Source organism: Herbaspirillum sp. Her3 (genome assembly GCF_057961275.1).
In genome coordinates, this window is sequence record NZ_CM176328.1 from 423,252 (window position 1) to 444,580 (window position 21,329).

27 protein-coding genes are annotated in these 21,329 nt (G+C 64.2%); 17 read left to right on the top strand and 10 right to left on the bottom strand.

Annotated elements, in window-relative coordinates; all coding sequences use genetic code 11:
* The first annotated feature begins 22 nt into the window (after positions 1–22).
* The 4 genes from ACVC5H_RS01920 to ACVC5H_RS01935 all read left to right on the top strand — a co-directional run bounded on the left by ACVC5H_RS01920 (position 23) and on the right by ACVC5H_RS01935 (position 2,751).
* A complete protein-coding gene (locus ACVC5H_RS01920; RefSeq protein WP_489620737.1) occupies positions 23–472 on the top strand; it encodes a PACE efflux transporter in 450 nt (149 codons plus the stop codon).
* Positions 473–485: 13 nt separating this feature from the next.
* Positions 486–1,064: a nucleotidyltransferase family protein gene (locus ACVC5H_RS01925; protein ID WP_489620738.1), complete on the top strand. Its 579-nt coding sequence runs from the start codon at positions 486–488 to the stop codon at positions 1,062–1,064.
* 33 nt (positions 1,065–1,097) lie between these two features.
* Positions 1,098–1,736 (top strand): FMN-binding negative transcriptional regulator, encoded by a 639-nt coding sequence (locus ACVC5H_RS01930; protein WP_489620739.1) that lies wholly within the window; start codon positions 1,098–1,100, stop codon positions 1,734–1,736.
* A gap of 112 nt (positions 1,737–1,848) precedes the next feature.
* Positions 1,849–2,751: an AraC family transcriptional regulator gene (locus ACVC5H_RS01935; protein ID WP_489620740.1), complete on the top strand. Its 903-nt coding sequence runs from the start codon at positions 1,849–1,851 to the stop codon at positions 2,749–2,751.
* 13 nt (positions 2,752–2,764) lie between these two features.
* Here ACVC5H_RS01935 and ACVC5H_RS01940 read toward each other — a convergent pair whose 3' ends face one another.
* The 5 genes from ACVC5H_RS01940 to ACVC5H_RS01960 form a co-directional block, all read right to left on the bottom strand.
* On the bottom strand, positions 2,765–4,321 hold the full coding sequence (locus ACVC5H_RS01940; RefSeq protein ID WP_489620741.1) for a sensor histidine kinase: 1,557 nt from the start codon (positions 4,319–4,321) through the stop codon (positions 2,765–2,767).
* A gap of 67 nt (positions 4,322–4,388) precedes the next feature.
* Positions 4,389–4,787, bottom strand: coding sequence for a response regulator transcription factor (locus ACVC5H_RS01945; protein WP_489620742.1), 399 nt, complete (start codon positions 4,785–4,787; stop codon positions 4,389–4,391).
* Positions 4,788–4,816: 29 nt separating this feature from the next.
* On the bottom strand, positions 4,817–5,059 hold the full coding sequence (locus ACVC5H_RS01950; protein WP_489620743.1) for a DUF1427 family protein: 243 nt from the start codon (positions 5,057–5,059) through the stop codon (positions 4,817–4,819).
* A 20-nt stretch (positions 5,060–5,079) separates the two neighbouring features.
* Positions 5,080–5,247, bottom strand: a complete 168-nt coding sequence (locus ACVC5H_RS01955) for a DUF1427 family protein (RefSeq protein WP_489620744.1) — start codon at positions 5,245–5,247, stop codon at positions 5,080–5,082.
* Between the two features lie 84 nt (positions 5,248–5,331).
* Positions 5,332–6,021, bottom strand: a complete 690-nt coding sequence (locus ACVC5H_RS01960) for a hydrolase (protein WP_489620745.1) — start codon at positions 6,019–6,021, stop codon at positions 5,332–5,334.
* A gap of 295 nt (positions 6,022–6,316) precedes the next feature.
* On the opposite strand from ACVC5H_RS01960, the gene ACVC5H_RS01965 reads away from it, so the two are divergent.
* The 5 genes from ACVC5H_RS01965 to ACVC5H_RS01985 all read left to right on the top strand — a co-directional run bounded on the left by ACVC5H_RS01965 (position 6,317) and on the right by ACVC5H_RS01985 (position 11,154).
* Positions 6,317–8,200, top strand: coding sequence for an amidohydrolase (locus ACVC5H_RS01965; RefSeq protein WP_489620746.1), 1,884 nt, complete (start codon positions 6,317–6,319; stop codon positions 8,198–8,200).
* Between the two features lie 11 nt (positions 8,201–8,211).
* Positions 8,212–8,634, top strand: a complete 423-nt coding sequence (locus ACVC5H_RS01970) for a DoxX family protein (protein WP_489620747.1) — start codon at positions 8,212–8,214, stop codon at positions 8,632–8,634.
* Positions 8,635–8,772: 138 nt separating this feature from the next.
* A complete protein-coding gene (locus ACVC5H_RS01975) occupies positions 8,773–9,600 on the top strand; it encodes an alpha/beta fold hydrolase (RefSeq protein WP_489620748.1) in 828 nt (275 codons plus the stop codon).
* 4 nt (positions 9,601–9,604) lie between these two features.
* Positions 9,605–10,138, top strand: a complete 534-nt coding sequence (locus ACVC5H_RS01980; RefSeq protein ID WP_489620749.1) for a Dps family protein — start codon at positions 9,605–9,607, stop codon at positions 10,136–10,138.
* Between the two features lie 155 nt (positions 10,139–10,293).
* On the top strand, positions 10,294–11,154 hold the full coding sequence (locus tag ACVC5H_RS01985) for a helix-turn-helix domain-containing protein (RefSeq protein WP_489620750.1): 861 nt from the start codon (positions 10,294–10,296) through the stop codon (positions 11,152–11,154).
* Between the two features lie 81 nt (positions 11,155–11,235).
* Here ACVC5H_RS01985 and ACVC5H_RS01990 read toward each other — a convergent pair whose 3' ends face one another.
* Complete coding sequence (locus tag ACVC5H_RS01990) at positions 11,236–11,517, bottom strand: BrnA antitoxin family protein (RefSeq protein WP_039783151.1); 282 nt, start codon at positions 11,515–11,517, stop codon at positions 11,236–11,238.
* On the bottom strand, positions 11,504–11,770 hold the full coding sequence (locus ACVC5H_RS01995) for a BrnT family toxin (RefSeq protein WP_338717078.1): 267 nt from the start codon (positions 11,768–11,770) through the stop codon (positions 11,504–11,506). Before ACVC5H_RS01995 ends, ACVC5H_RS01990 begins: the two co-directional genes overlap by 14 nt.
* Before the next feature lie 268 nt (positions 11,771–12,038).
* Between ACVC5H_RS01995 and ACVC5H_RS02000 the strand changes: the two genes are divergently transcribed.
* The gene (locus tag ACVC5H_RS02000) at positions 12,039–12,335 is read left to right on the top strand and encodes a BrnT family toxin (RefSeq protein WP_489620751.1); all 297 of its coding nucleotides are present in this window, start codon (positions 12,039–12,041) and stop codon (positions 12,333–12,335) included.
* A 16-nt stretch (positions 12,336–12,351) separates the two neighbouring features.
* Positions 12,352–12,612: a BrnA antitoxin family protein gene (locus tag ACVC5H_RS02005; protein ID WP_489620752.1), complete on the top strand. Its 261-nt coding sequence runs from the start codon at positions 12,352–12,354 to the stop codon at positions 12,610–12,612.
* A 100-nt stretch (positions 12,613–12,712) separates the two neighbouring features.
* Here ACVC5H_RS02005 and ACVC5H_RS02010 read toward each other — a convergent pair whose 3' ends face one another.
* A complete protein-coding gene (locus ACVC5H_RS02010; protein ID WP_489620753.1) occupies positions 12,713–13,333 on the bottom strand; it encodes a response regulator transcription factor in 621 nt (206 codons plus the stop codon).
* Positions 13,334–13,617: 284 nt separating this feature from the next.
* On the opposite strand from ACVC5H_RS02010, the gene ACVC5H_RS02015 reads away from it, so the two are divergent.
* Both ACVC5H_RS02015 and ACVC5H_RS02020 read left to right on the top strand, forming a co-directional pair.
* On the top strand, positions 13,618–14,319 hold the full coding sequence (locus ACVC5H_RS02015) for a YoaK family protein (RefSeq protein WP_489620754.1): 702 nt from the start codon (positions 13,618–13,620) through the stop codon (positions 14,317–14,319).
* Positions 14,316–14,891, top strand: a complete 576-nt coding sequence (locus ACVC5H_RS02020) for a TMEM175 family protein (protein ID WP_489620755.1) — start codon at positions 14,316–14,318, stop codon at positions 14,889–14,891. Before ACVC5H_RS02015 ends, ACVC5H_RS02020 begins: the two co-directional genes overlap by 4 nt.
* Before the next feature lie 10 nt (positions 14,892–14,901).
* On the opposite strand, the gene ACVC5H_RS02025 is transcribed toward ACVC5H_RS02020, so the two are convergent.
* Positions 14,902–15,555 carry an HAD family hydrolase gene (locus ACVC5H_RS02025; RefSeq protein WP_489620756.1) on the bottom strand — a complete coding sequence of 218 codons (654 nt, stop codon included), beginning with the start codon at positions 15,553–15,555 and terminating at the stop codon, positions 14,902–14,904.
* 265 nt (positions 15,556–15,820) lie between these two features.
* On the opposite strand from ACVC5H_RS02025, the gene ACVC5H_RS02030 reads away from it, so the two are divergent.
* Positions 15,821–16,924, top strand: a complete 1,104-nt coding sequence (locus ACVC5H_RS02030) for a hypothetical protein (protein ID WP_489620757.1) — start codon at positions 15,821–15,823, stop codon at positions 16,922–16,924.
* A gap of 165 nt (positions 16,925–17,089) precedes the next feature.
* Here ACVC5H_RS02030 and ACVC5H_RS02035 read toward each other — a convergent pair whose 3' ends face one another.
* Positions 17,090–17,977, bottom strand: coding sequence for a LysR family transcriptional regulator (locus ACVC5H_RS02035; protein ID WP_489620758.1), 888 nt, complete (start codon positions 17,975–17,977; stop codon positions 17,090–17,092).
* Positions 17,978–18,104: 127 nt separating this feature from the next.
* Between ACVC5H_RS02035 and ACVC5H_RS02040 the strand changes: the two genes are divergently transcribed.
* Genes ACVC5H_RS02040 through ACVC5H_RS02050 form a run of 3 tightly spaced genes read left to right on the top strand, consistent with a single transcriptional unit; the run spans position 18,105 to position 21,321 of the window.
* Positions 18,105–19,052 carry an amidohydrolase family protein gene (locus tag ACVC5H_RS02040; protein ID WP_489620759.1) on the top strand — a complete coding sequence of 316 codons (948 nt, stop codon included), beginning with the start codon at positions 18,105–18,107 and terminating at the stop codon, positions 19,050–19,052.
* A gap of 11 nt (positions 19,053–19,063) precedes the next feature.
* Positions 19,064–20,404: an MFS transporter gene (locus tag ACVC5H_RS02045; protein WP_489620760.1), complete on the top strand. Its 1,341-nt coding sequence runs from the start codon at positions 19,064–19,066 to the stop codon at positions 20,402–20,404.
* On the top strand, positions 20,401–21,321 hold the full coding sequence (locus ACVC5H_RS02050) for an SMP-30/gluconolactonase/LRE family protein (protein WP_489620761.1): 921 nt from the start codon (positions 20,401–20,403) through the stop codon (positions 21,319–21,321). The genes ACVC5H_RS02045 and ACVC5H_RS02050 overlap by 4 nt, the downstream gene beginning before the upstream one ends.
* Positions 21,322–21,329 lie beyond the last annotated feature (8 nt).

Below are 21,329 nucleotides of genomic sequence, written 5' to 3' on the forward strand. Positions count from 1 at the left end.
CCGCTGTCTTCAGGAGCACATCATGCAAGGATTCAAACGCAAGCTGGTCTATGCCTGCCTCTTCGAGGGGTTGGCCATCCTCTTCACTACGGTCGGGCTGAGCGTCTTCGCCGGCCACGACAGTGCGCATGCGTCGGCTGCCGCCGTGGCCTCCTCGGCCATTGCCTTCGTCTGGAATTTCATCTTCAACACGCTCTTCGAGCGCTGGGAAGCACGCCAGCCGCGCCGTGGCCGCAACTTCGCCCGGCGCGCCGCGCACGCCCTCGGCTTCGAAGGCGGCCTGGTGGTGATGCTGGTGCCGCTGTTCGCCTGGTGGCTGGGCATCAGCCTGTGGGAGGCGCTGGTGCTGGATGTCGGGCTGATTGTCTTCTTCATGATCTACACCTACCTCTTCAACCTGGGCTTTGACCGCCTGTTCGGCTTGCCCAGCTCGGCCATGCCGGTGAGCGCGCCGACGGCGCAGGTGCGCTGAATCCCGTATGCCGATGGACGATCCGCTTGCCCACCAGCTACGGCAGTTGATCGCCGCCGACGCCGCACGCCTGCGGCTGCTGCAGGCCGTGCGCAGCCTGGCGCTGCCGGATGCGTGGATTGGTGCCGGTTTCGTCCGCAACGCCGTGTGGGATGCCCTGCATGGTCGTCCGGCCACGGCCCCGCAGAGCGATATTGATGTGATCTGGTTCGACACCACGCGCTGCTCACCGCAGCAGGATGATGCCCTCGAAGCGCAACTGGAAGAGGCTTGCCCTGGCCCGCAGTGGTCGGTACGCAACCAGGCGCGCATGCATCTGCGCAATGGCGATGCGCCCTATGCCAGCGCCACCGATGCCCTGCGTTACTGGCCCGAGACCGCTACCGCCGTGGCCGTGCGCGTTACGGCTGAAGACCACATCGAGGTGGCGGCCCCGTTGGGCTTGCAGGACCTGTGGCAAGGGCTGCTGCGTCCGGCGGGTGCTTTCGCTACCCGCAAGCATGCGCAGTTCGCGGCGCGCGTCCAGGAGCGCGGGTGGCTGCAGCGCTGGCCGCAACTCCGGCTCGCCAGCGCGGCCGATGCAATAGAATAGGGCGCTCTCACTCCCTTCTTGCGCCATCACGCCATGTACATCCCCGCCCACTTCGCCGACCAGGACACCGCCAGCCTGCACCAGCTGATCACCGCCCATCCCTTCGGCGTGCTGGTCTCTCATACTGCCGGCGGCCTGGATGCCAATCACCTGCCCTGCCATCTCGACGCGGCCCAAGGACCGCTGGGCACCCTGCATCTGCACGTGGCACGCGCCAATCCACTGTGGCGCGAACTGGCCGATGGCGATGCGGTGCTGGTGGTGTTCTCGGCGGGGGATGCCTACATCTCGCCGAGCTGGTATCCCAGCAAGCATGAGGCGCACCGCCAGGTGCCGACCTGGAACTACGCCGTGGCCCATGCCCATGGACGCGTCACCATCCGCGATGACGAGCGCTACCTGCGCGGCGTGGTGGCGCGCCTGACGCGCACCCACGAGGCTGGCGAGAAAAAGCCCTGGAAGATGTCCGATGCTCCCGCCGACTATACCGACACGCTGCTCAAGGCCATCGTCGGCATCGAGATCGAGATCACGCGCCTGGAAGGCAAGCGCAAGCTCAGCCAGAACAAGGAGGTGCGCGACATCGAGAGTGCCGGCAACACCTTGGTCGAGCGCGGCCACGCCGGGATCGGCCAGGCCATGCTGCAAGAGGCTGCACGCAAGCAACGGTGAGCGGTGGCAACAATACGGGGCTGTTCAGACGGGACCCTGCCGCTCTGTGTAGAATGCCGGGACAGGGCTGCTCCATGCCCGTCCGCTATTGAAGATTTCCTCGAGGTTGAACATGACTGCTCTGGCCGCTCCCGCCGTCCCCGCCGCGCGCAGTGATTCCCTCGGCTGCTCGGCGACCCACCTCAAGCAGAGCTACGAGTTGCAGGGCAGCCAGTTCAGTTTCTATCGCAAGCGGGTCGAGAGCCGGGAGGTGTCGCAGGTCTACACGCCGGCTTCTGATCGTGGTTTCCTGGTTGGCATCTCGATGGCACAGCAACATCGCCGCCACATCTTCCGTGGCCGCCAGGGCGCGCAGTTCGAGTTTGGACGCGGCGCCGTCTATACCCGCGATTTTTCCGAAGACTATCGGGCTGAGTTGCACGGACCGTTCGATTTCCTGCTGGTGGAGTTGCCGCAGTCGTGGTTCGCCACCGTCAACGAGGATCTGCGCGGGCGCAAGGTCACGGGCCTGTCCACCGTCACCGGTCAGGACGATCCGGTGCTGGCGCATCTGGCGGCAGCGCTGGCCCCGGCCTTGGCAGACCCTGACCCCGACAGGCAGCTCTTCGTCGACCAGCTCGGGCTGGCCATGGGCACCCATCTGCTGCACCGCTATGGCGGCGCCAGCCTGCCGCTGACGGGCAATGCACGCCTGTCGCGCATGCATGAGGAGCGCGCCAAGCAGATGCTGTTGCAGAAGGTTAACGGCAACGTCTCCATCCCCGAGATCGCGCGCGAGTGCAACATGTCGGCCAGCTACTTCCTGCGTGCCTTCAAGGCCAGTACCGGGCATACGCCCCACCAGTGGCTGCTGATTCAGCGCGTGGAGATGGCGCGCGAATACCTGCGCCATACCCGGCTGTCGCTGGCCGAGATTGCGGTGGCCTGCGATTTCTACGACCAGAGCCATTTCAGCCGCGTGTTCTCCCAGGTGGTCGGCACCACGCCGGGCGCCTGGCGCCGCCGGCTGGGCTGATGGCGCTGCCCGTTCAGGGCACGCGCGGCAGATCGAAGCTGAACACGGCTCCTTGCGGCTGGGCAGCGGCCACGCGCAGGCGTCCGCGATGGGTCTCGATGATGGAGCGGCAGATCGCCAGGCCCATACCCATGCCATTTTCCTTGGTGGTGTAGAAGGCATCGAAGATGCGCGGCATGGCCTCGGCGGAGATGCCTTCGCCGCTGTCCTGGATCGCCACCTCGACCCGCTGCTCATTGCAGCAGCTGGCGCTGATGGTGAGCACACGGGCATTTTCCGGCACCGCCACCATGGCATCGATGGCATTGACCACCAGGTTCAGCAGCACCTGCTGCAACTGCACCGTGTCGCCCAGCACAAAGACGTCGGCGGGCGTGAGCGACAGCGCCAGGTGCACTTCGCGTTGCTCCAGCTCACTGCGCGAGAGCGTCAGGACGTGGTGGATCAGTGCAGGCAGGTTGATGCGTTCGAACTGCGGTGCGCGATTGCGGGTGAGGTTCTGCAAGCCGCCGATGATGCCGCCGGCGCGCTGGCCTTCGCTGATGATGTCGCGCAGGCCGGCACGCGCATGGTCCAGTTCCGGTTCGGGCCGGTTCAGCCAGCGCAGGCTGGCGCCGGCATTGGAGACGATGGACATGAGCGGCTGGTTGATTTCATGGGCGATGGAAGCGGTCAGCTGGCCCACCGTATTGGCGCGCGCCACGCGTTCCATGTCCACCTGGGCCGCGCGGATGGCGTACTCGGCCTGGCGCCGCACGGTGATGTCGGTGGCCGTGCCCATGTATTCGGTAAAGGTGCCGTCCACCCACACCGGCTTGCCGATGCCGGAGAGATAGCGCACCTCGCCGGTATCCTGGCGGCAGATGCGATGCTCCACACGGATGGTGCCGCCCATGGCCACGGCGGCGTTGACGGTCTCGATGACTTCCTGCCGGTCATCGGGATGCATGATGGCCGCGAACTCGTCATAGGTAATGCAGTTGCGTCCGACCGGCAAGCCGTAGATGCGGCACAGTTCATCGGAGCAGAACATCAGGTCCTCGCGCACCAGGTAGCGCATGCTGCCGGCATGGTTGAAGCGCTCGCCCTGCTTGAGCAGTTCCTGGCTGGTGCGCAGTTCGCGCTCGGCGCAGATCAGCATTTCCTTTTCCAGCAGCGCCTGGGCATGGTCGGCGGCATTGGCCAGCACCACGGCGGCGTGGGCGGCCAGATGATGAACACGCCGTGTGATGGCGGCCGGGGGTGCATCGTCGTAATACAGCAGCAGCTCGCCCAGCGACTGTCCACGGTGGCTGAGGGGCAGGGTGAGTTGTGCCGATTGCAGATCGCCGGACTGGGCAATGCAGTCGCGCTGGCTGTTGCTGATGTCGCCGCCGACGCGGTGGGCTTCGGCCTGGATCAGGGCCAGGCCGGCTTCATGCTGCACCAGCAGGCAGCGCCGCGCCGCGCCGAGATCGCAGAGGGCGCGGGTGATGGCGGGCTGAAGCAGGACCGGATCGAGCAGTGCCGACAGTTCGCGCAGGGTCAGCAGCAAGGCGTCGTCGTCGGAAAGGCGCAGGTCGGACGGCAAGGGGATCTCCTGGCAGGCAAGTTTGGACTGAAGGCGCATTGTGCCGCATTGCGGCCCCTTGTGCCGTTCAGGGAGGTCCGTAGAGCAGGGTGGCCGTCAGCATCACCAGCAGGATATCGGCGTCAACCGGCTTGGCCAGCAGCGCAAAGCCCATGTCCGTGGCGCGCTGGCGCTGCAGTGGCGTCACCTGCGCTGACAGGAACAGCACCGGCAGCCCCGGCCGCAACTGTGCCAGCTGCTCGGCCAGCTCGAAGCCGCCCATCTGCGGCAGGTTCAGGTCGACGATGGCGCAGCAGGCCACCGGCAGGCAGGTGCTGGCCAGGAAATCCTCGGCACGGTAGAAACTGCAGCTGCGGTGCCCGGCCGAATCCAGCAAATTGCACAAGGCCGCACGGACCCCGAGATCGTCATCGATCACCGCGATGGGGCGGTGTGATGGTGGCGTGTTCCTCCCCTCGTTCATCATCGTCAGCTCTGCGGCCTGTGATGCAGCGCTTACTTCTGGTCCGGCGGCGGCGTGCCCGTGATCTTGGGCATGCATTCGCGGTGGAACCAGGATGCGGTCAAGGGTTCACCGGCCAGCTTGCGGCGCACGATGGGCACCAGTTGCTCGCCGATCAGCATGCCCAGCAAGCCCAGCAGGGCGATGATGGGTGGCGCCGGCGACTGTACGTGCAAGGCGGCGTAGATCAGGCCGGCCAGCAGGCCCATCAAGAGAGAAATCAGATAAGGTTTCATGCGGACTCCGGTCTCCAGATTCAATGGCCCGACAGGGGGCCCAGGCCGTTGATCAGGCGTTCGGCCAGCACCATGCCCAGCAGGCCGATCAGGGCGATGCCGGGCGGCGCCGGTGAGCGCACCTTGAAGAGCGCATAGACGACACCGATCAGGATGCCGGCACCCAGGGAAATCAGATAAGCGGACATGGCCCGGCTCCTCGAAAAGTTGGGGCGCCGCCGCGCCCGGCCGATGGAGGGCCGGAACGCAGCAGCGCATAGAGGGCAAGCCGCTTACTTGGCCGGCACCGGGGCCAGGGTCTTCTGGTTGCCGTGCGGACGCTGCTCGGCCTTGTGCACCATGGTGTAGGCGTAGTCCACGCCCATGCCGTAGGCGCCGGAGTGTTCGCGCACGATGTCCATGACGGCGCTGTAGGTTTCCTTGCGGGCCCAGTCGCGCTGCCATTCCAGCATCACCTGTTGCCAGGTCACGGGGATCACGCCAGCCTGGATCATGCGCTGCATGGCGTAGTCGTGGGCTTCCTTGGAGGTGCCGCCGGAGGCGTCGGCCACCATGTAGATCTCATAGTCGCCTTCGGCCATGGCGCACAGGGCGAAGCTGTTGTTGCAGACTTCGGTCCACAGGCCCGCCACGACCACCTTCTTCTTGCCGTTGGCCTTGAGGGCGTCGCGCACCTTCTGGTCATCCCAGGAGTTCATGGAGGTGCGTTCCAGGATGTCGTGCTCGGGGAACACCGACAGCAGTTCCGGATAGGTGTAGCCGGAGAAGCCCTGGGTTTCCACGGTGGTGATGATGGTGGGGATGTTGAACACCTTGGCCGACTTGGCCAGGGCGACGACGTTGTTCTTGAGTGCCTGGCGGTCCATCGATTGCACGCCGAAGGCCATTTGCGGCTGATGGTCGATGATGATGAACTGGCAGTTGGTCGGGGTCAGCACGTCGAGCTTGGTATTGGTGGTCATGATGTTTCCGTAGGTGGGATGTTTGTGGAGGAGGGTGCCGGTCCGGCGTCGGGGGATTGACGACGCAGACCGGCGGACAGCGGGAGTGAGGCTGCCGGAGGCGATCATAGGCAAGCGGGGAGGGCGCTGCCATTATCTGTTCGTATAGCTAGACGCTGGCTGTGCGTTTTTGCACACTGCAAGCACCAACAAAAGTGCCAACAAAAGTGCAGGGGATGAGCAGTTCGCGGCAAGCGGCCCCACTACCTGCGCAATTCGCCCTCTTCATTCGCCTTAGCCCATGCCCGGAGCCTCCATGACGACCGCAGCCAGCGTGACCCCAGACCTGATCCTGTTGAACGGCAAGATCCACACCGTCGACAAGCAAAACCCCATCGCCGAGGCCGTTGCCATCGGCGGCGGCAAATTCCTCGAAGTCGGCAGCGCCGCCGACGTGATGCGCGGCAAGCAAGCCACCACCCAGGTCATTGACCTGGGCGGGCGCACCGTCATCCCCGGCCTGAATGACTCCCACCTGCATCTGATCCGCGGTGGCCTGAACTACAACCTGGAACTGCGCTGGGAAGGCGTGCCCTCGCTGGCCGATGCGCTGCGCATGTTGAAGGACCAGGCCGCGCGTACCCCGCATCCGCAATGGGTGCGCGTGGTGGGCGGCTGGACCGAATTCCAGTTCGCTGAAAAGCGCATGCCCACGCTGGAAGAATTGAACGCCGCCGCGCCCGATACCCCGGTCTTCGTGCTGCACCTGTATGACCGCGCCCTGCTCAATCGCGCCGCGCTGCAGGCGGTCGGCTATACCAAGGACACCCCCAATCCCCCGGGTGGCGAGATCGTGCGCGATGCCTCGGGCAATCCGACCGGCATGTTGATCGCCCGTCCCAATGCCATGATCCTCTACGCCACCCTGGCCAAGGGACCGGCCCTGCCGCAGGAGTACCAGGTCAACTCGACCCGCCAGTTCATGCGCGAGCTCAACCGCCTGGGCGTGACCAGTGCCATCGATGCCGGCGGCGGTTTCCAGAACTATCCGGATGACTACCAGATCATCAACAAGCTGGCCGCCGACGGCCAGCTGACCATTCGCATCGCCTACAACCTGTTTACCCAGAGCAAGGGTGGCGAACTGGCCGACTTCCAGAAGTGGACCGGCATGGTCAAGCCGGGTGACGGTGACGATTTCCTGCGCCACAACGGCGCCGGCGAAATGCTGGTGTTCTCGGCGGCCGACTTCGAGGACTTCCTGGAGCCGCGTCCCGACCTGGCGGCCGGCATGGAAGACGAACTGGAACGGGTGGTGCGCCACCTGGTCTCGAACCGCTGGCCGTTCCGCCTGCATGCCACTTATGACGAATCGATCTCGCGCATGCTGGATGTGTTCGAGAAGGTCAACCGCGACATTCCTTTCGATGGCCTGCACTGGATGTTCGACCACGCCGAGACCATCACCGAGCGCAACATCGAGCGCGTCAAGGCGCTGGGTGGCGGTATTGCCATCCAGCATCGCATGGCCTTCCAGGGCGAATACTTCATCGACCGCTACGGCGCCGAGGCTGCCGAGCACACGCCGCCGATCACCAAGATGCTGGAAATGGGCGTGCCCGTCGGCGCCGGCACCGATGCCACCCGCGTGGCCAGCTACAACCCCTGGACTGCACTGTACTGGCTGGTCTCGGGCCGCACCGTGGGCGGTGCCAGGCTGTATGGCGCGGCCGGCCGCCTGCCGCGCGAAACCGCGCTGGAACTGTGGACCGCAGGCAGCGCCTGGTTCTCCAGCGAACAGGCCAAGAAGGGCCGCATCCAGGCCGGCCAGCTGGCCGACCTGGCGGTGCTGTCGGCGGACTTCTTCAGCGTGCATGAAGACGAGATCAAGGCCATCGAATCGGTCATGACGGTAGTCGATGGCAAGGTGGTCTATGGCGCCGGTCCGTTCTCCTCGCACGGCCCCGGTGACATCCCGGTGTTGCCCGAGTGGTCGCCGGTGGCCAAGGTGCCCGGTCATTACCGTGCCATCGCCAAGGGCGATGCCGCCCGCCAGAAGAAGACCGCGCTGCCGCATGCCTGCGTGGGCTCCTGCGGCGTGCATGGTCACGCGCATGACGTGGCGCGCAAGTCCAGCGTGCCGGTCTCCAACTTCGCCGGTTTCTGGGGCGCGTTGGGTTGCAGCTGCTTCGCATTCTGAGGGGGGCGATCTTGGAAACGCGCCATCCCACCCTCCGGCAGGGTTTGCCGGTGCCGCCCCTGGACCTGGGCCTGCTGTTCCTGCGAGTGGCCGGCAGCTTCATGCTGTTCTACGTGCATGGCCTGCCCAAGCTCATGCATTACGCCCATGAGCTGACCGTCATCGAAGATCCCTTCGGCCTGGGACCGACGGTCTCGCTCTGGTCGGCCATCCTGGCCGAAGCGCTGTGCCCGGTCCTGATCGCCCTGGGTGTCTTCACCCGCCTGGCCTGCCTGCCCATCATCGGCGTGCTGCTGGTGGCCATGCTGGCCGTGCACCCGGACTGGAGCATTGCCGAGGGCCAGTTCGGCTGGCTGTTGCTGGTGATCTTCACGTCCATCGCGCTGTGCGGGCCCGGCCAATGGCGGCTGTGGAATTCTCCCGCTCAGCAGTAGGAATCCAGCCGCTCCACGGCTGTCTCTTTCGCAACGTCTTTGTTCCCAAGCCGCCCTGCCATGCACGGGGCGGCTGCTGTTCCCCTGCACGCTGGCCGCTCACGCGGCACTCTCCACCACCTCACAAGGAGTCACACCATGAGCACCATCACCACCCGCGACGGTACCGAAATCTATTACAAGGACTGGGGCAGCGGCCAACCAGTCGTGTTTGGCCACGGCTGGCCGCTGGACGGCGACATGTGGGAATACCAGATGAACTTCCTGGCCGAGCGCGGCTATCGCGTCATCGCCTATGACCGCCGTGGCTTCGGCCGTTCCAGCCAGCCCTGGAGCGGTTACGACTACGACACCTTCGCCGATGACCTGGCCGAGCTGATGGACAAGCTGGACCTGCAGGGCGCTACCCTGGTCGGCTTCTCCATGGGTGGCGGCGACGTGGCCCGTTACATTGGTCGCCATGGCAGCAAGCGCGTGGCCAAGGCGGCGCTGCTGGGCGCGGTGACCCCGATCTTCGGCCAGGCGCCGGACTTTCCGCAGGGCGTGCCGGCCGAGGTCTTCGCCGGGATCAAGGAAGGTTTGCTGAAGGATCGCGCGCAATTCATCAGCGACTTCGCTGCCGTCTTCTTCGGCACCAATCGTCCTGGCAAGAGCGATGCGGTCAGCCCCGGCGTGCTGGCGCAGACCTTCAACATCGCCATGCTGGCTTCGCTCAAGGGCACGCTCGATTGCGTGAGCGCCTTTTCGGGTACCGACTTCCGCGCCGACATCAAGAAATTCAACTTCCCGACCCTGGTGATCCACGGTGACGACGACCAAGTCGTGCCCTTCCAGACCACCGGCAAGCTGGTGGCCGAGATGGTGCCGGGCGCGCAACTGAAGATCTACAGCGGCGCGCCGCACGCCCTGTGCGCCACCCACAAGGACCAGATCAATGCCGACCTGCTGGCCTTCCTGAAGGGGTGAGATCATGAGCCTGGACACCTCCCGACGCCAGCAGCTGGAAAAGCGCCGCCTGGCGCCGCTGGCCACGCCCGGCGTGCTTTCCGAGCAGGCCAGCCAGGACATCGGCGGGGCCTTGACCATGTTGCTGGCGGACATCTTCGCGCTGTACCTGAAGACCAAGAATTTCCACTGGCACATGTCCGGTCCGCACTTCCGCGACTACCATCTGCTGCTCGATGACCAGTCCCAGCAGATCATCGCCATCACCGATGCGGTGGCCGAGCGGGTGCGCAAGATCGGCGCGACCACCTTGCGTTCCACCGGGCATGTCGGCAAGCTGCAGCGACTGGCCGACAACGATGCCGATTTCGTCACCCCCTCCGACATGCTGGCCGAACTGCGCGAAGACAATCTGCGCCTGGTCGGTTTCATGCTGTCCACGCATGAGCTGTGCGACGAGCATGGCGACGTGGCCACGGCCAGCCTCCTGGAGAACTGGATTGACGAGGCCGAGCAGCGGGCCTGGTTCCTGTTCGAGTCGGGACGCACGTCCATGTAAGCCGTGCCGCTTGTTCGGTTAAAAGAGGGCAGGAGGCAGGACTTGACGGTCCTGCCTTTTTTGCGTTTTCCTTCACCCTGTGTCTGGCGGACCGGCCGGTCTCGCGCTATGGTGGCGGGGCGGTTTTTTTTCCTTCATTTCCAAGGATTTTTCGCGTGATCCAGCCCTTGCCCAGCCGTGCCATGAAGCGCATCCGCCTGCAGGACGACATCATGCTGGCGCGTGCGGCCCAGGGTATGGCGCCGGAGCACGCGCCGGTGATCGACATTCCCGGTGACGAGGCGTTTTCCATCATCGTGCAATTGCAGGATTTCCGGCATCACAAGCTCTGGCGTGGCCAGCAACTGGTGCATGCGGGTGGTCACCGGCGCGGCGAGATGGCCATCACCGATTTGCGCGAGCGGTGGCGCTGCCAGCATCTTTCGGATTACGACAACGTGCGCCTGCAACTGCCGCGCGCCACCATCGAGCACTGGAGCGAAGAGAGCGGACGCCGCATCAGCGGCTTGCAGCAGCGCCAGGCGGTGCGCGATCCGGTGGTCTGGCATCTGGTGCAGGCCATGCTGCCGATGCTGGGCGAGGCCGCCAATGATGGCGATACGGTCTTCATCGACACCGTGACGCTGGCCCTGCATACCCATCTGGCGCAGCACTATGGCGGCCAGGCGGCGCCGCGCAGCAGCGGGCGGCTGGCCGGCTGGCAGCAGGTGCGGGTGCGTGACTACATGCTGGCGCATCTGGGGCAGCGCCTTAGCCTGGCGGAGCTGGCCGCCCAGTGCGGCCTGTCGCGTGCGCATTTTTCACGGGCCTTCAAGCTCAGCTTTGGCTTGCCGCCGCATGCCTGGCTGCAACGCCAGCGCATTGCCCTGGCCTGCAGCCTGCTGCGCGAGGGCGGCAAGAGCATGACGGCCATCGCGCTGGAATGCGGGTTCTCGGACCAGAGTCACTTCAGCCGGGTGTTCAAGCAGGTGATGGGAGTGGGGCCGATGGTGTGGGTGCGGGGGCGGGATTCGTGATTCGAAGGCAGCGAGTGAAGTTAGGGCTCCATCTTGCTTCCTCGTTTGCGGATGGATAGCTCTTCCGGGCAGCTTGCATCCTCAACGATGCTGCGCCAGCCATTCGCGCAAGGCGCCGTTCATCCGGCTTTGCCAGCCCGCGCCCTCGCTCTTGAAAGCCTCGAGCACATCAATATCGAAACGCATCGTCACCTGCACCTTCGTACCGCTACCCGCAGGCCGGCCACGGCCGCGCGCTGGCCGCATGGCTGCAAAATCCTCTGCGGTCAGAGGTGGATTGTCCGGGTCTGACAAGGCTGCCGCAGTGATCGCTGCATCTTCCTCATCGCCGGGGGGAAGCGCCCCTTGTTTAATTTTCGGCATACAGTTGAAACTCCCTTTGATTGGCCTTGCGTAGGCTGATCATCCGCCGCTGGTCATCCCGTATGACATAGACAGCCACATGGAGCCGCAAACCGATGAAAGCAATGGCAATTTCTCTTTGCTCTTTGTAGTCGTGCCGGTCATCGGTTCTGATCAGCGCATCGTCCCAGTCCATCTCGGCGGCCAGCGCAAGTGAGACGCCATGTTTGGCAAGGTTGGCCGCGTCTTTGGCGGGGTCGAATACGATGTCCATGCATATTATCGTAGCTACGATAAATATGCGGATCAAGGATTATTTGTAGCTACATATAAAGCCGGCGCCATGAGACTGGTCATGTACTGCCTGCCTGGAAATTGACGTTGTTTTGGGGCATGCGGCATTCAACGAACGCTCCAGTTCGCTCATGCTCAGCGGTGGCTCGTATCGGCTGGCGGTAGGATTTGTCATTTGGAAGCTGGGGCATGATGTACTTACAAAAAGTCGTTGTAGCGAAGACTTTTTGTAAATACAATATGTCTCCATGGAGACGAAATTAACATGGGACGAAAAGAAGCGGCAGAGCAATATCGCCAAGCATGGCTTGGATTTCGTCGATGCAGAACTAGTCCTTGGCAGCGATATCCGCCTGGACATCGCCGTCTTTCGCAACGGTGAGGAACGCATTCAATCGTTTGCTTATGTTTTTGATCGTCTCGCAGTGCTGACGCTGGTGCATGTCGCGCGAGACAATACGGCGCGCATCATCAGCTTCCGTCCCGCCAACGAAACTGAATCGGAGGATTACTATGGCTGGCTCGAAACCGCAGACGAATCGTGAAAAGGCATTGCTTGCCATGAAGACCCCACCGCCTGGCGGGTACTATGAATGGGATGGCAAAGATGAAGATGATCGCCCTCTCACAAGAGAAGAAATGCAAGAGGGGATCAAACAGGCCAGAAAAAAAATGGGGCGTCCCGTAGGAAGTCGCAAGACTGCGACGACGATTCGCTTTGACGATGAGATTCTGGAGGCTTTCAAGGCGACCGGGCCAGGCTGGCAGACCAGGCTCAATGATGCGGTAAGGGACTGGCTCAAGACGCACACCCCGGCATAGTCAACAGCTTGTGCCCTTGCTATCTTGATTGCGGGGCGCCGCGCACGATGTCGACCATCGGTGCTCAGGAATGCGCCGTTGCAAAAAGAGCGCTGTGGGCCTACCGCTGCCTCGCCGAATGAATCTGCAAGCGCTCCGCCGTGCGCACCAGGTCGGCCAGCGTCTTGGTCTGCATCTTGTCCATCACGCGGCGTTTGTGGACCTTGACGGTGATTTCGCTGATGCCCAGCTCGGTGGCGATCTGCTTGTTGAGCAGTCCGCCGATGGCCAGTTCCAGCACTTCGCGTTCGCGCGGGGTCAGCTTTTCCAAACGCGAGGTGCTGGCCGCCTGCTCGGCCCGCTGATGCAGGTCGCGCCCGGCGATGGCCAGCGCTTCCCGCACCGCGCCCAGCAGGCGTTCGTCTTCGATGGGTTTGGTGAGGAATTCATGCGCGCCCGCCTTCATGGCCTGTACCGTGGCGGGAATGGTGCCGTAACCCGAGATGAAGATGACCGGAATGGCCTCGCCCCGCTGCTCCAGATGGCGTACTACCGCAAAGCCGTCCGAGCCGGGCATCTTCATGTCCAGCAGCAGGCAGCAGGGCGTGCCGGGCAGCGTTTCCCGCAGGAATTCATCGGCCGAGGCAAAGCCGCGCGCCACCAGGCCGGCCGACGCCAGCAGTCTCAACAGGGCGGTCCTGACCATGCCATCGTCATCGACGACGTATACGGTGCTTTCCATAATGACATCCGTGCCTGGTAGAGAAAATCGACGGGCCGGCAAGAGAGCCAGGCCTTGCCGTGCAGTACTCCCATGATCGGCATTCAGGTCGGGTTTGGATTGTACAAATGTGCTTTTTTTTGTAGAAAATGCCTTTGTTGCATCTTCCCCGCCTGTATCGTTGCCGTATCGCTGACGATTCCGCCAATGCCGTGCTTATCTTATCCACAGGGATAATGGGCGCATTGCAGCAGCGATGCTAATGTGTGCGGCCTGGCCCCCGCCCCTCAGAAGCGAGACCCCTCATGAATGCCGCACAACGCAACCGCCTCCAGTCCTCGGGACTGGCCTTCCTCGCCGCCTATGTCGATACCCTGGGTTTCATTGCCCTGTTTGGCCTGTTCACGGCGCACGTGACGGGCAACTTCATCCTCATCGGTGCCGCCCTGGCGGACACTTCGCAGATGTCCATCCTGCTCAAGTTCCTGGCCTTCCCGGCCTTCATCCTCGGCGTGGCCGTGGCGCGCGTGTACATCGCCGCGATCCAGCGCCGCAATGGCCGTGCGCTGGGCTGGTCCTTGCTGCTGCAATTGCTGCTGCTGATCGGGTTCATGGCCTGTGGCATCGCCGCCGCTCCGGTGCAGTCTCCCACGGCAAGCTGGGTGATGGCCGCCGGCCTGCTGGGCACCGCCTCCATGGGCGTGCACAGTGCCATCAGTCGCCTGCTGCTGGCGCACCTGGCGCCCACTTCGCTCATGACCGGCAACGTCACCCAGGTGGTGATCGACGTGGTGGACATGCTGCGCGGTGCCGCCGATGCCGGTACCACCGAGCGCTGCATCAAGTTCGTGTGGCCGGTGCTGTCCTTTGGCGCGGGTGCCATTGCCGCCGCCTTCGCCTATCACGCCATCGGCTTCGCCGGGCTGATCGTGCCGGTGCTGATCCTGGTGGCGCTGGTGGTGTGGGAATTCAGCCAGCCGCTGCCGGCCAAGGCGGCCGGGCAGTGAACAAGTCGCGGCTGGAAGCCTTCAGCGATGGCGTCATCGCCATCGCCATCACCATCATGGTGCTGGGGCTGCAAACGCCGCAGGGCGCACGTCTCGCTGACCTGGCCCCGCTGATGCCGCCACTGTTGAGCTATGTGCTCAGCTTCGTCTACATCGGCATCTACTGGGTCAATCATCATCACCTGCTACACCTGGCTACGCAGGTCGACCGCCGGGTGCTGTGGGCCAACCTGCACTTGCTGTTCTGGCTGTCGCTGCTGCCCTTCGTCACCTCTTGGGTGGCCAATCATCATCGCCAGAGCGCACCGGTGGCCTGCTATGGCGTGGTGCTGCTGATGTGTTCGCTGTCCTTCCTGTTGTTGAAACGCGCCTTGCGCCACAGCGAGGCTGCGCATCCGTCGCTGGCGGCCCTGCTCGGCCATGGCCGCAAGAATGCGCTCTCCATCCTGTTCTATGCGCTGGCCATTCCGCTGTCACTGGTCACGCCCCTGGGCGCCACCGCGATCTACGTGCTGCTGGCCCTGCTGTGGTTCCTGCCGGACCATCACTTCGAAGCGGCGCGTTCCGGCTGATTGCGCCAGCTCATCCGCCGAGCTTGTCCCACAGCGCCCGGTCATTGAAGTCGCGGATCACGGCATGGGCGCCGGCCGCACGCAGGCGCGCTTCATCCAGCCCGCCCAGCATGCCGAAGGTCCAGACCTGCGCACCGCTGGCCGCTTTCACTCCTGAACCCGAATCCTCGAAGGCCACCGCCTGTTCCGGCTGGCCGCCCAGCAGTTGCAGGGCGGTCAGGTAGGGCAGCGGATCGGGCTTGGCGCGCACCAGTTCATCGCCGATCACCAGCGCATCGAAGCGGCCGGCCAGGCCGGTGGCCTTGAGCATCAGCTCGGCATTGGCGCGCGGCGCATTGGTGACGACGGCCGTGCGTCCGCCGATGCGGGCGATGTGCTCCAGCAGGCGTTCGATGCCGGGCGTGGGCGCGACCTGCTGGTCCAGCTGCGAGCGGAACAGCTGCTCCTTCTCTTCGGCCAGCGGCAGATATTGCTCCGGCGGCATGCCGGGGAAGAGGTGATTGAAGATCATGGCATTGGAGGCGCCCATGATGTGGGTCTTGTAGTAATCCACATCCACCGAGCGATTCCAGCGCGACAGGATGGTGTTGAAGGCGGCGTGGTGCAGGGCGTCGCTATCCATGAGCGTGCCGTCGAGGTCGAACAGGAAATGGGTAATGGCCATGTGAGTCATGAGCTGAGGGGAGTGATCCGCCGCCTCGGGCGACGGCAAGGACGATGCGCGAGCGGCCATTCTATAAGACCCGACGCGGATGTGCTGGGCAGGGTTTCCGCTACGCCGCGCCGATTTTTTCCCAATTTCCTACGCCGGCTGAAGAACTGCGCCGATGGCGCCGCCGCTAGCGCGCCCCTACAGTCTCATCGTGGCAATGCCCCCCGGCCCTGCGCTTGCCGCAGGGATCAATCCATCAAGAATCGCGAGGAGACTCATGACCACCTCAACCATCCATTCCCTTCCAGCGGCCAGCGTCGAGGCCGCCGACAACAACGGCTCCGGCGTTTCCTGGGGCGCCATCCTGGCCGGCGCCTTCGCGGCGGCGGCGCTATCCTTCATCCTGGTGATGCTGGGCTTCGGCCTGGGTTTTTCCTCCATCTCGCCGTGGTCCGGCGAAGGGGTCTCGGCCAAGACCATCGGTTATTCCACGGCTGGCTGGCTGCTCTTCACCCAGATCGCGGCCTCGGCCATCGGCGGTTTCCTGGCGGGCCGCCTGCGCGTGAAATGGGCTGGCCTGCATACCCGTGAAGTCTATTTCCGCGATACTGCGCATGGCCTGCTAGCCTGGGCGGTTGCCTCGCTGGCCACCGCCGCCCTGCTGGGCTCGGCCGTGGGCAGCGTCATCTCCGGCGGTGCCAGGACCATGGGCGCAGCAGGCGCTGCACTGGGGACCGGTGCTGCCGCGAGCGCTGCGGCCATGGGACCGGAGGGCGCGCAACAGGCCGGCAGCCTGGCTGATCGCGCCTCGGGATACTTCATCGATTCCATGTTCCGCACCGGTACCAATACTGCCGCTGCGCCTGCGGCTCCGGTGACTCCGCCTGCCGGCAGCGATGCCCCCAGCGCTTCTGCCGCTGCACCTGCCGCACCGCTGGCCGCGCCGACTCCTGCCGATGGCCGCGAACTAAGCTCGGCCCAGCGCATGGAAGTGGTGCGCGTGTTCGGCTATTCGCTGGCCAACCAGCAGCTGGCCGACAACGACAAGCGCTACCTCGGCCAACTGGTGGCGCGCCACACCGGCCTGTCGCAAGCCGATGCCGAGAAGCGCGTGGCCGATACCTTCGCGGCCTACCAGCGCAATCTGGAACAGGCCTCCACCAAGGCCAAGCAAGCCGCCGATGCCGCCCGCAAGGCCGCTGCCTATGCCGCGCTGTGGATGTTCCTGGCGCTGCTGTGCGGTGCCTTCGTCGCCAGCTGGCTGGCCACCTATGGCGGCCGCCTGCGTGACCGCAACGAACTCTACGGCGAGCCGGTGCTGCACCACCGGGTGCACGATCAACACGATCCCCGCGTCGGCGGACCTGAACATCAACTTTGATAGGAGACTGACATGGGCGCCATTCTGCTCTGGCTCTTGGGGATTCCGATTCCCATCATCCTGCTGCTGATCCTGCTGTTCTGAGCATCGCTGCAGCATCACGGTGAAATGGAAACGAAGAGGGCGGCCGCAAGGCCGCCCTTTTGCCATGCCCTGATGCGGTCACTATTTTCTTGTCAGCGCCTGCCGGCGGATGATGGCGATGAGCCGCTGCGCTGCCGGTGACAGGTAGAGGTCGCGCCGGTAGGTGAGCCCCATCCGCCGCAGCATGGTGGTTTCCTTGAGGACGACTTCGCGCAGATGGCCGCGCCCGGCCTGCAGGTTCAGCTTGGAAGCAAAGCCCAGCAGATTGCTGCGCTCGATCAGCGGCAGGATCATGTTGAGCACCGTGGGCGTGATTTGCACGGAGGGCCGGGGCAAATGATGGCGATCAAACACGTTGTCCAGCCACTGGCGGCTCAGCACCGACTGCGCCGGCAGGACCCACTGGTAATCCAGCAGGTGGCGCAGCCTGACGCGGTGTTCGAAGATGGGATGGTGCGGACTGGCCATGACCACCATCTGGTCCTGCATGATCTCTTCCGTATGGAATACCTCGTCTTCCTGGATCATCGGCCCCAGCACGATGTCCAGCTCACCCGCCTTCAATCCCGCCAGCAATGCATCGTTCATCGATACCTTCAGGTCGATGGTGACCTTCTGCGCTTCGCCCAGCAATTGCTGACAGATGCCGGGCAGGATGTGCTCGGCCAGCGTGGGGACGCAGCCCAGGCGGATGTTGCCTTCGCGCCCGTGTGCGTAGTCGCCGATCTCGCGCGCGGTCTCGTCCATCATCAGGCTGATCTGGCGCGCACGGTTCAGCAGCGCCTGGCCTACGGCGGTCAGGCGGATGCCGCGGCCGGCGCGCTCGAACAGCGGTGCGCCCAGTTGCTCTTCGAGACGATCGATGCATTTGGTCAGCGCCGGCTGGGTCTTGAAGAGCCGCTCGGCCGCGCGTCCCACATGGCCTTCCTCGGCGATGACGGCAAAATACTTGAGGTCGCGGAAGTCCATAATTCATTCCTCAAAGTTATCGAATCCAAAATAAAAGCAAATATACATTAAATATTGCGCCGCGTAGACTGCCCTCCAAACAAGAACCTTGCCCTTGCATGGCAATGACAATATGGAGACCAGCACGATGCCTGACCAGCCTTCCCGACGCCGTTTCCTGCGGCGCAGTATCCACCTTGCCAGCGCCCTGGGCGCGGCCACCTGCCTGCCCGCCGCCCTGGCACAGGAGGTGAGCTATCCCCATTCCGCCGGCGACGAACATGCGAAAAGCCGCCTGCCGGCCAATGCCTGCGACTGCCACATGCACATCTACGATGCGCGCTTCCCCTGGGCGCCCGGCGCCAGGCTGCTGCATCCGCCCGCCACCGTGGCCATGTACCGCCAGATACAGCAACGCCTGGGCAGTACGCGCAACGTGGTGGTGACGCCTTCGGCCTATGGCGTGGACAACCGTTGCACGCTCGACGCCCTGGCCCGGTTCGGCGGCACCGCACGCGGCGTGGCGGTGGTCAACGATCAGGTCAGCGATGAGGAACTGCAGCGCCTGCATCAGGCCGGCGTGCGCGGCCTGCGCTTCAACCTGGCGCTGGGTTCGGTGACCACCGTGGCGATGATGGAACCGCTGGCGCGCCGCGTGGCTGCACTGGGCTGGCATCTGCAGGTCAACATGCCCAATGACGTGCTGCTGGCCAATGGCGCGTTGCTGGCGCGGCTGGCGGTCCCGGTGGTGTTCGATCACTATGCCCGCATCCCCTTGCAGGCAGGTGCCGGTGATCCGGTGTTCGACCTGGTGACCTCACTCATGCGCGAGCAGCGTGCCAGCGTCAAGCTGTCCGGCGCCTATCTCTACAGCAAGCGCGGCGCACCCGCCTACGAGGACGTGGCACCCCTGGCGCGCGCCCTGATCGAGGCCGCACCCACCCAGGTGGTGTGGGGCAGCGACTGGCCGCATCCGACCGAACAGCACAAGCCCGATGATGCGCGCCTGCTCGATGTCCTCATCGGCTGGCTGGAATCGGAAGAAATGATCCGCACCGTGCTGGTGGACAACCCGGCCCGTCTCTACCACTTCTGAGGGAAGCTCCCATGTCACAGGCATCAATCAATTCCCTGGCCAGCGCGCCTGCAGGTACTGCCGCCGTGAGCGAACAGGCCACCATGAAGAAGGTGATGCGTCGCCTCATCCCCTTCATCCTGCTGTGCTACGTGGTCAGCTACCTTGACCGCATCAACGTCGGCTTCGCCGCGCTGACCATGAACAAGGAACTGGGCTTGACGCCCTCGCAGTTCGGTTTGGGTGCCGGTCTGTTCTTCATCGGTTATTTCTTCTTCGAGATTCCCAGCAACCTTGCCCTGCATCGCTTCGGCGCGCGCATGTGGATCTCGCGCATCATGATTTCGTGGGGCGTGATCTCCATGGCCACCGCCTTCGTGGTCGGTCCCAAGAGCTTTGCGCTGGCGCGCTTCCTGCTGGGCATGGCCGAGGCGGGATTCACACCGGGCATCTACCTGTACTTCACACAGTGGTTCCCGGGTCCCTGGCGTGCCAAGGCCACGGCCTTCTTCCTGATCGGCATTCCGGTGGCCAATATCATTGGTTCGCCGCTGTCGGGCGCGCTCATGGAATTGCACGGCATGTGGGGTTTGCAGGGCTGGCAGGTGCTGCTGTTGCTGGAAGCCTTGCCGGCCGTGCTGCTGGGCGTGCTGTGCCTGTTCCTGCTGCCGGATCGTCCGGCCAGGGCGAACTGGCTGAGCCCTGCCGAAAAACAATGGCTGGAAGGTGAATTGTCCACCGAGCAGAACGTGCTGGCCCAGCGCCATGGCAACAAGCTCAAGGATGCCTTCACCAACTGGCGCGTCTTCGCACTGGCTGGTGCCAACTTCTGCGGCATCATCGGTTCGCTCAGCATCGGACTGTGGCTGCCGCAGATCATCAAGGAATTCGGCTTGCCTTCGCACCAGGTCGGCCTGGTGGCGGCCCTGCCTTATGTGGTCGGGGCCATTGCCATGACGCTGTGGGCCCGGCTGGCCAATCGCAGCCAACGTCGCCTGCTGTTCGTGGCCGGCGCCATCGTGCTGGCCGCGCTCTCGCTGGCGGTATCGGCCTTCCTGCATACGCCCCTGCTGAAGATGCTGGCCATCACCATTGCGGTGGCGTCCATCCTCTCGTTCCAGGCCACCTTCTGGGCCATTCCCTCGGGCTTTTTGACCGGGCGCGCTGCGGCTGGCGGACTGGCGCTGATCGTCTCCATCGGCAACCTGGGCGGCTTCGTCGGTCCCTCGGTGATCGGCTTCATCCGCGAGGCGACCCAAGGCTTTACCTATCCGCTGCTCTTCGTGGCCGGTGCGCTGCTGCTGGGTGCGGTCATCACGCTGGCGCTGGGCGACCCTGCCCGTGTGCGCTCCACTTCCAAGGAAACATCATGAGCTTCTTTGCCCCGCCCCCGGTGGTCGATGCCACCGTCTTCACCCGTCTGCCAGATCATTTTCGTACCCCTCGCAAGAATGCCTGGGGCGATGCCAATCGCGGCGGCCTGCCCATCGATTCCTTCCTCGAAGGCCCGTCTTTCGACCGCCAGGGCCGCTTGTACGTGACTGACATTCCCTATGGCCGCATCTTCCGCATCTCCATGGACGGCCAGTGGGAACTGGTTACCGAATACGACGGCTGGCCCAATGGCCTGAAGATCGACAAGAACGGCCGCATCGTCATCACCGACTACAAGCGCGGCCTGGTGCAGCTCGATGCCGATACCGGCACGGTCACGCCACTGCTGGAGACGGTCGGCTCGGAAGGCTTCAAGGGCGTCAATGATCTGGTGTTCGGCCCCAAGGGCGAGATCTATTTCACCGACCAGGGTCAGACCGGCCTGCAGGATGCCACCGGCCGGGTCTATCGGCTGGCGCCGGATGGCCAGCTGACCTGCCTGATCAACACCATCCCCAGCCCCAACGGCATCGTCCATGACCCGGCGCTCAACCACCTGCTGGTGGCAGTCACGCGGGCCCAGCAGATCTGGCGCATTCCGCTGCATCACAACGGCGTGGTCGGCAAGGTCGGGGTGTTCGCCAACCTGCATGGCGGCATGGCCGGTCCCGATGGATTGGCGCTGGATGCCGAGAGCTGCCTCTACATCGCCCATACCGGTTTCGGCTCCATCTGGCGCCTGTCGAAGTTTGCCGAACCCTTGCTGCGCATCCGTTCCACGGCCGGCATTTCCACCACCAACCTGGCCTTCGGCGGGCCGGAGGGCAAGAGCCTGTTCATCACCGAATCCCAGACCGGATCCATCCTGCGCGCCGAGGTGCCGGTGGCTGGTCTGCCCATGTATTCCCACGCCTGAGCATCGGC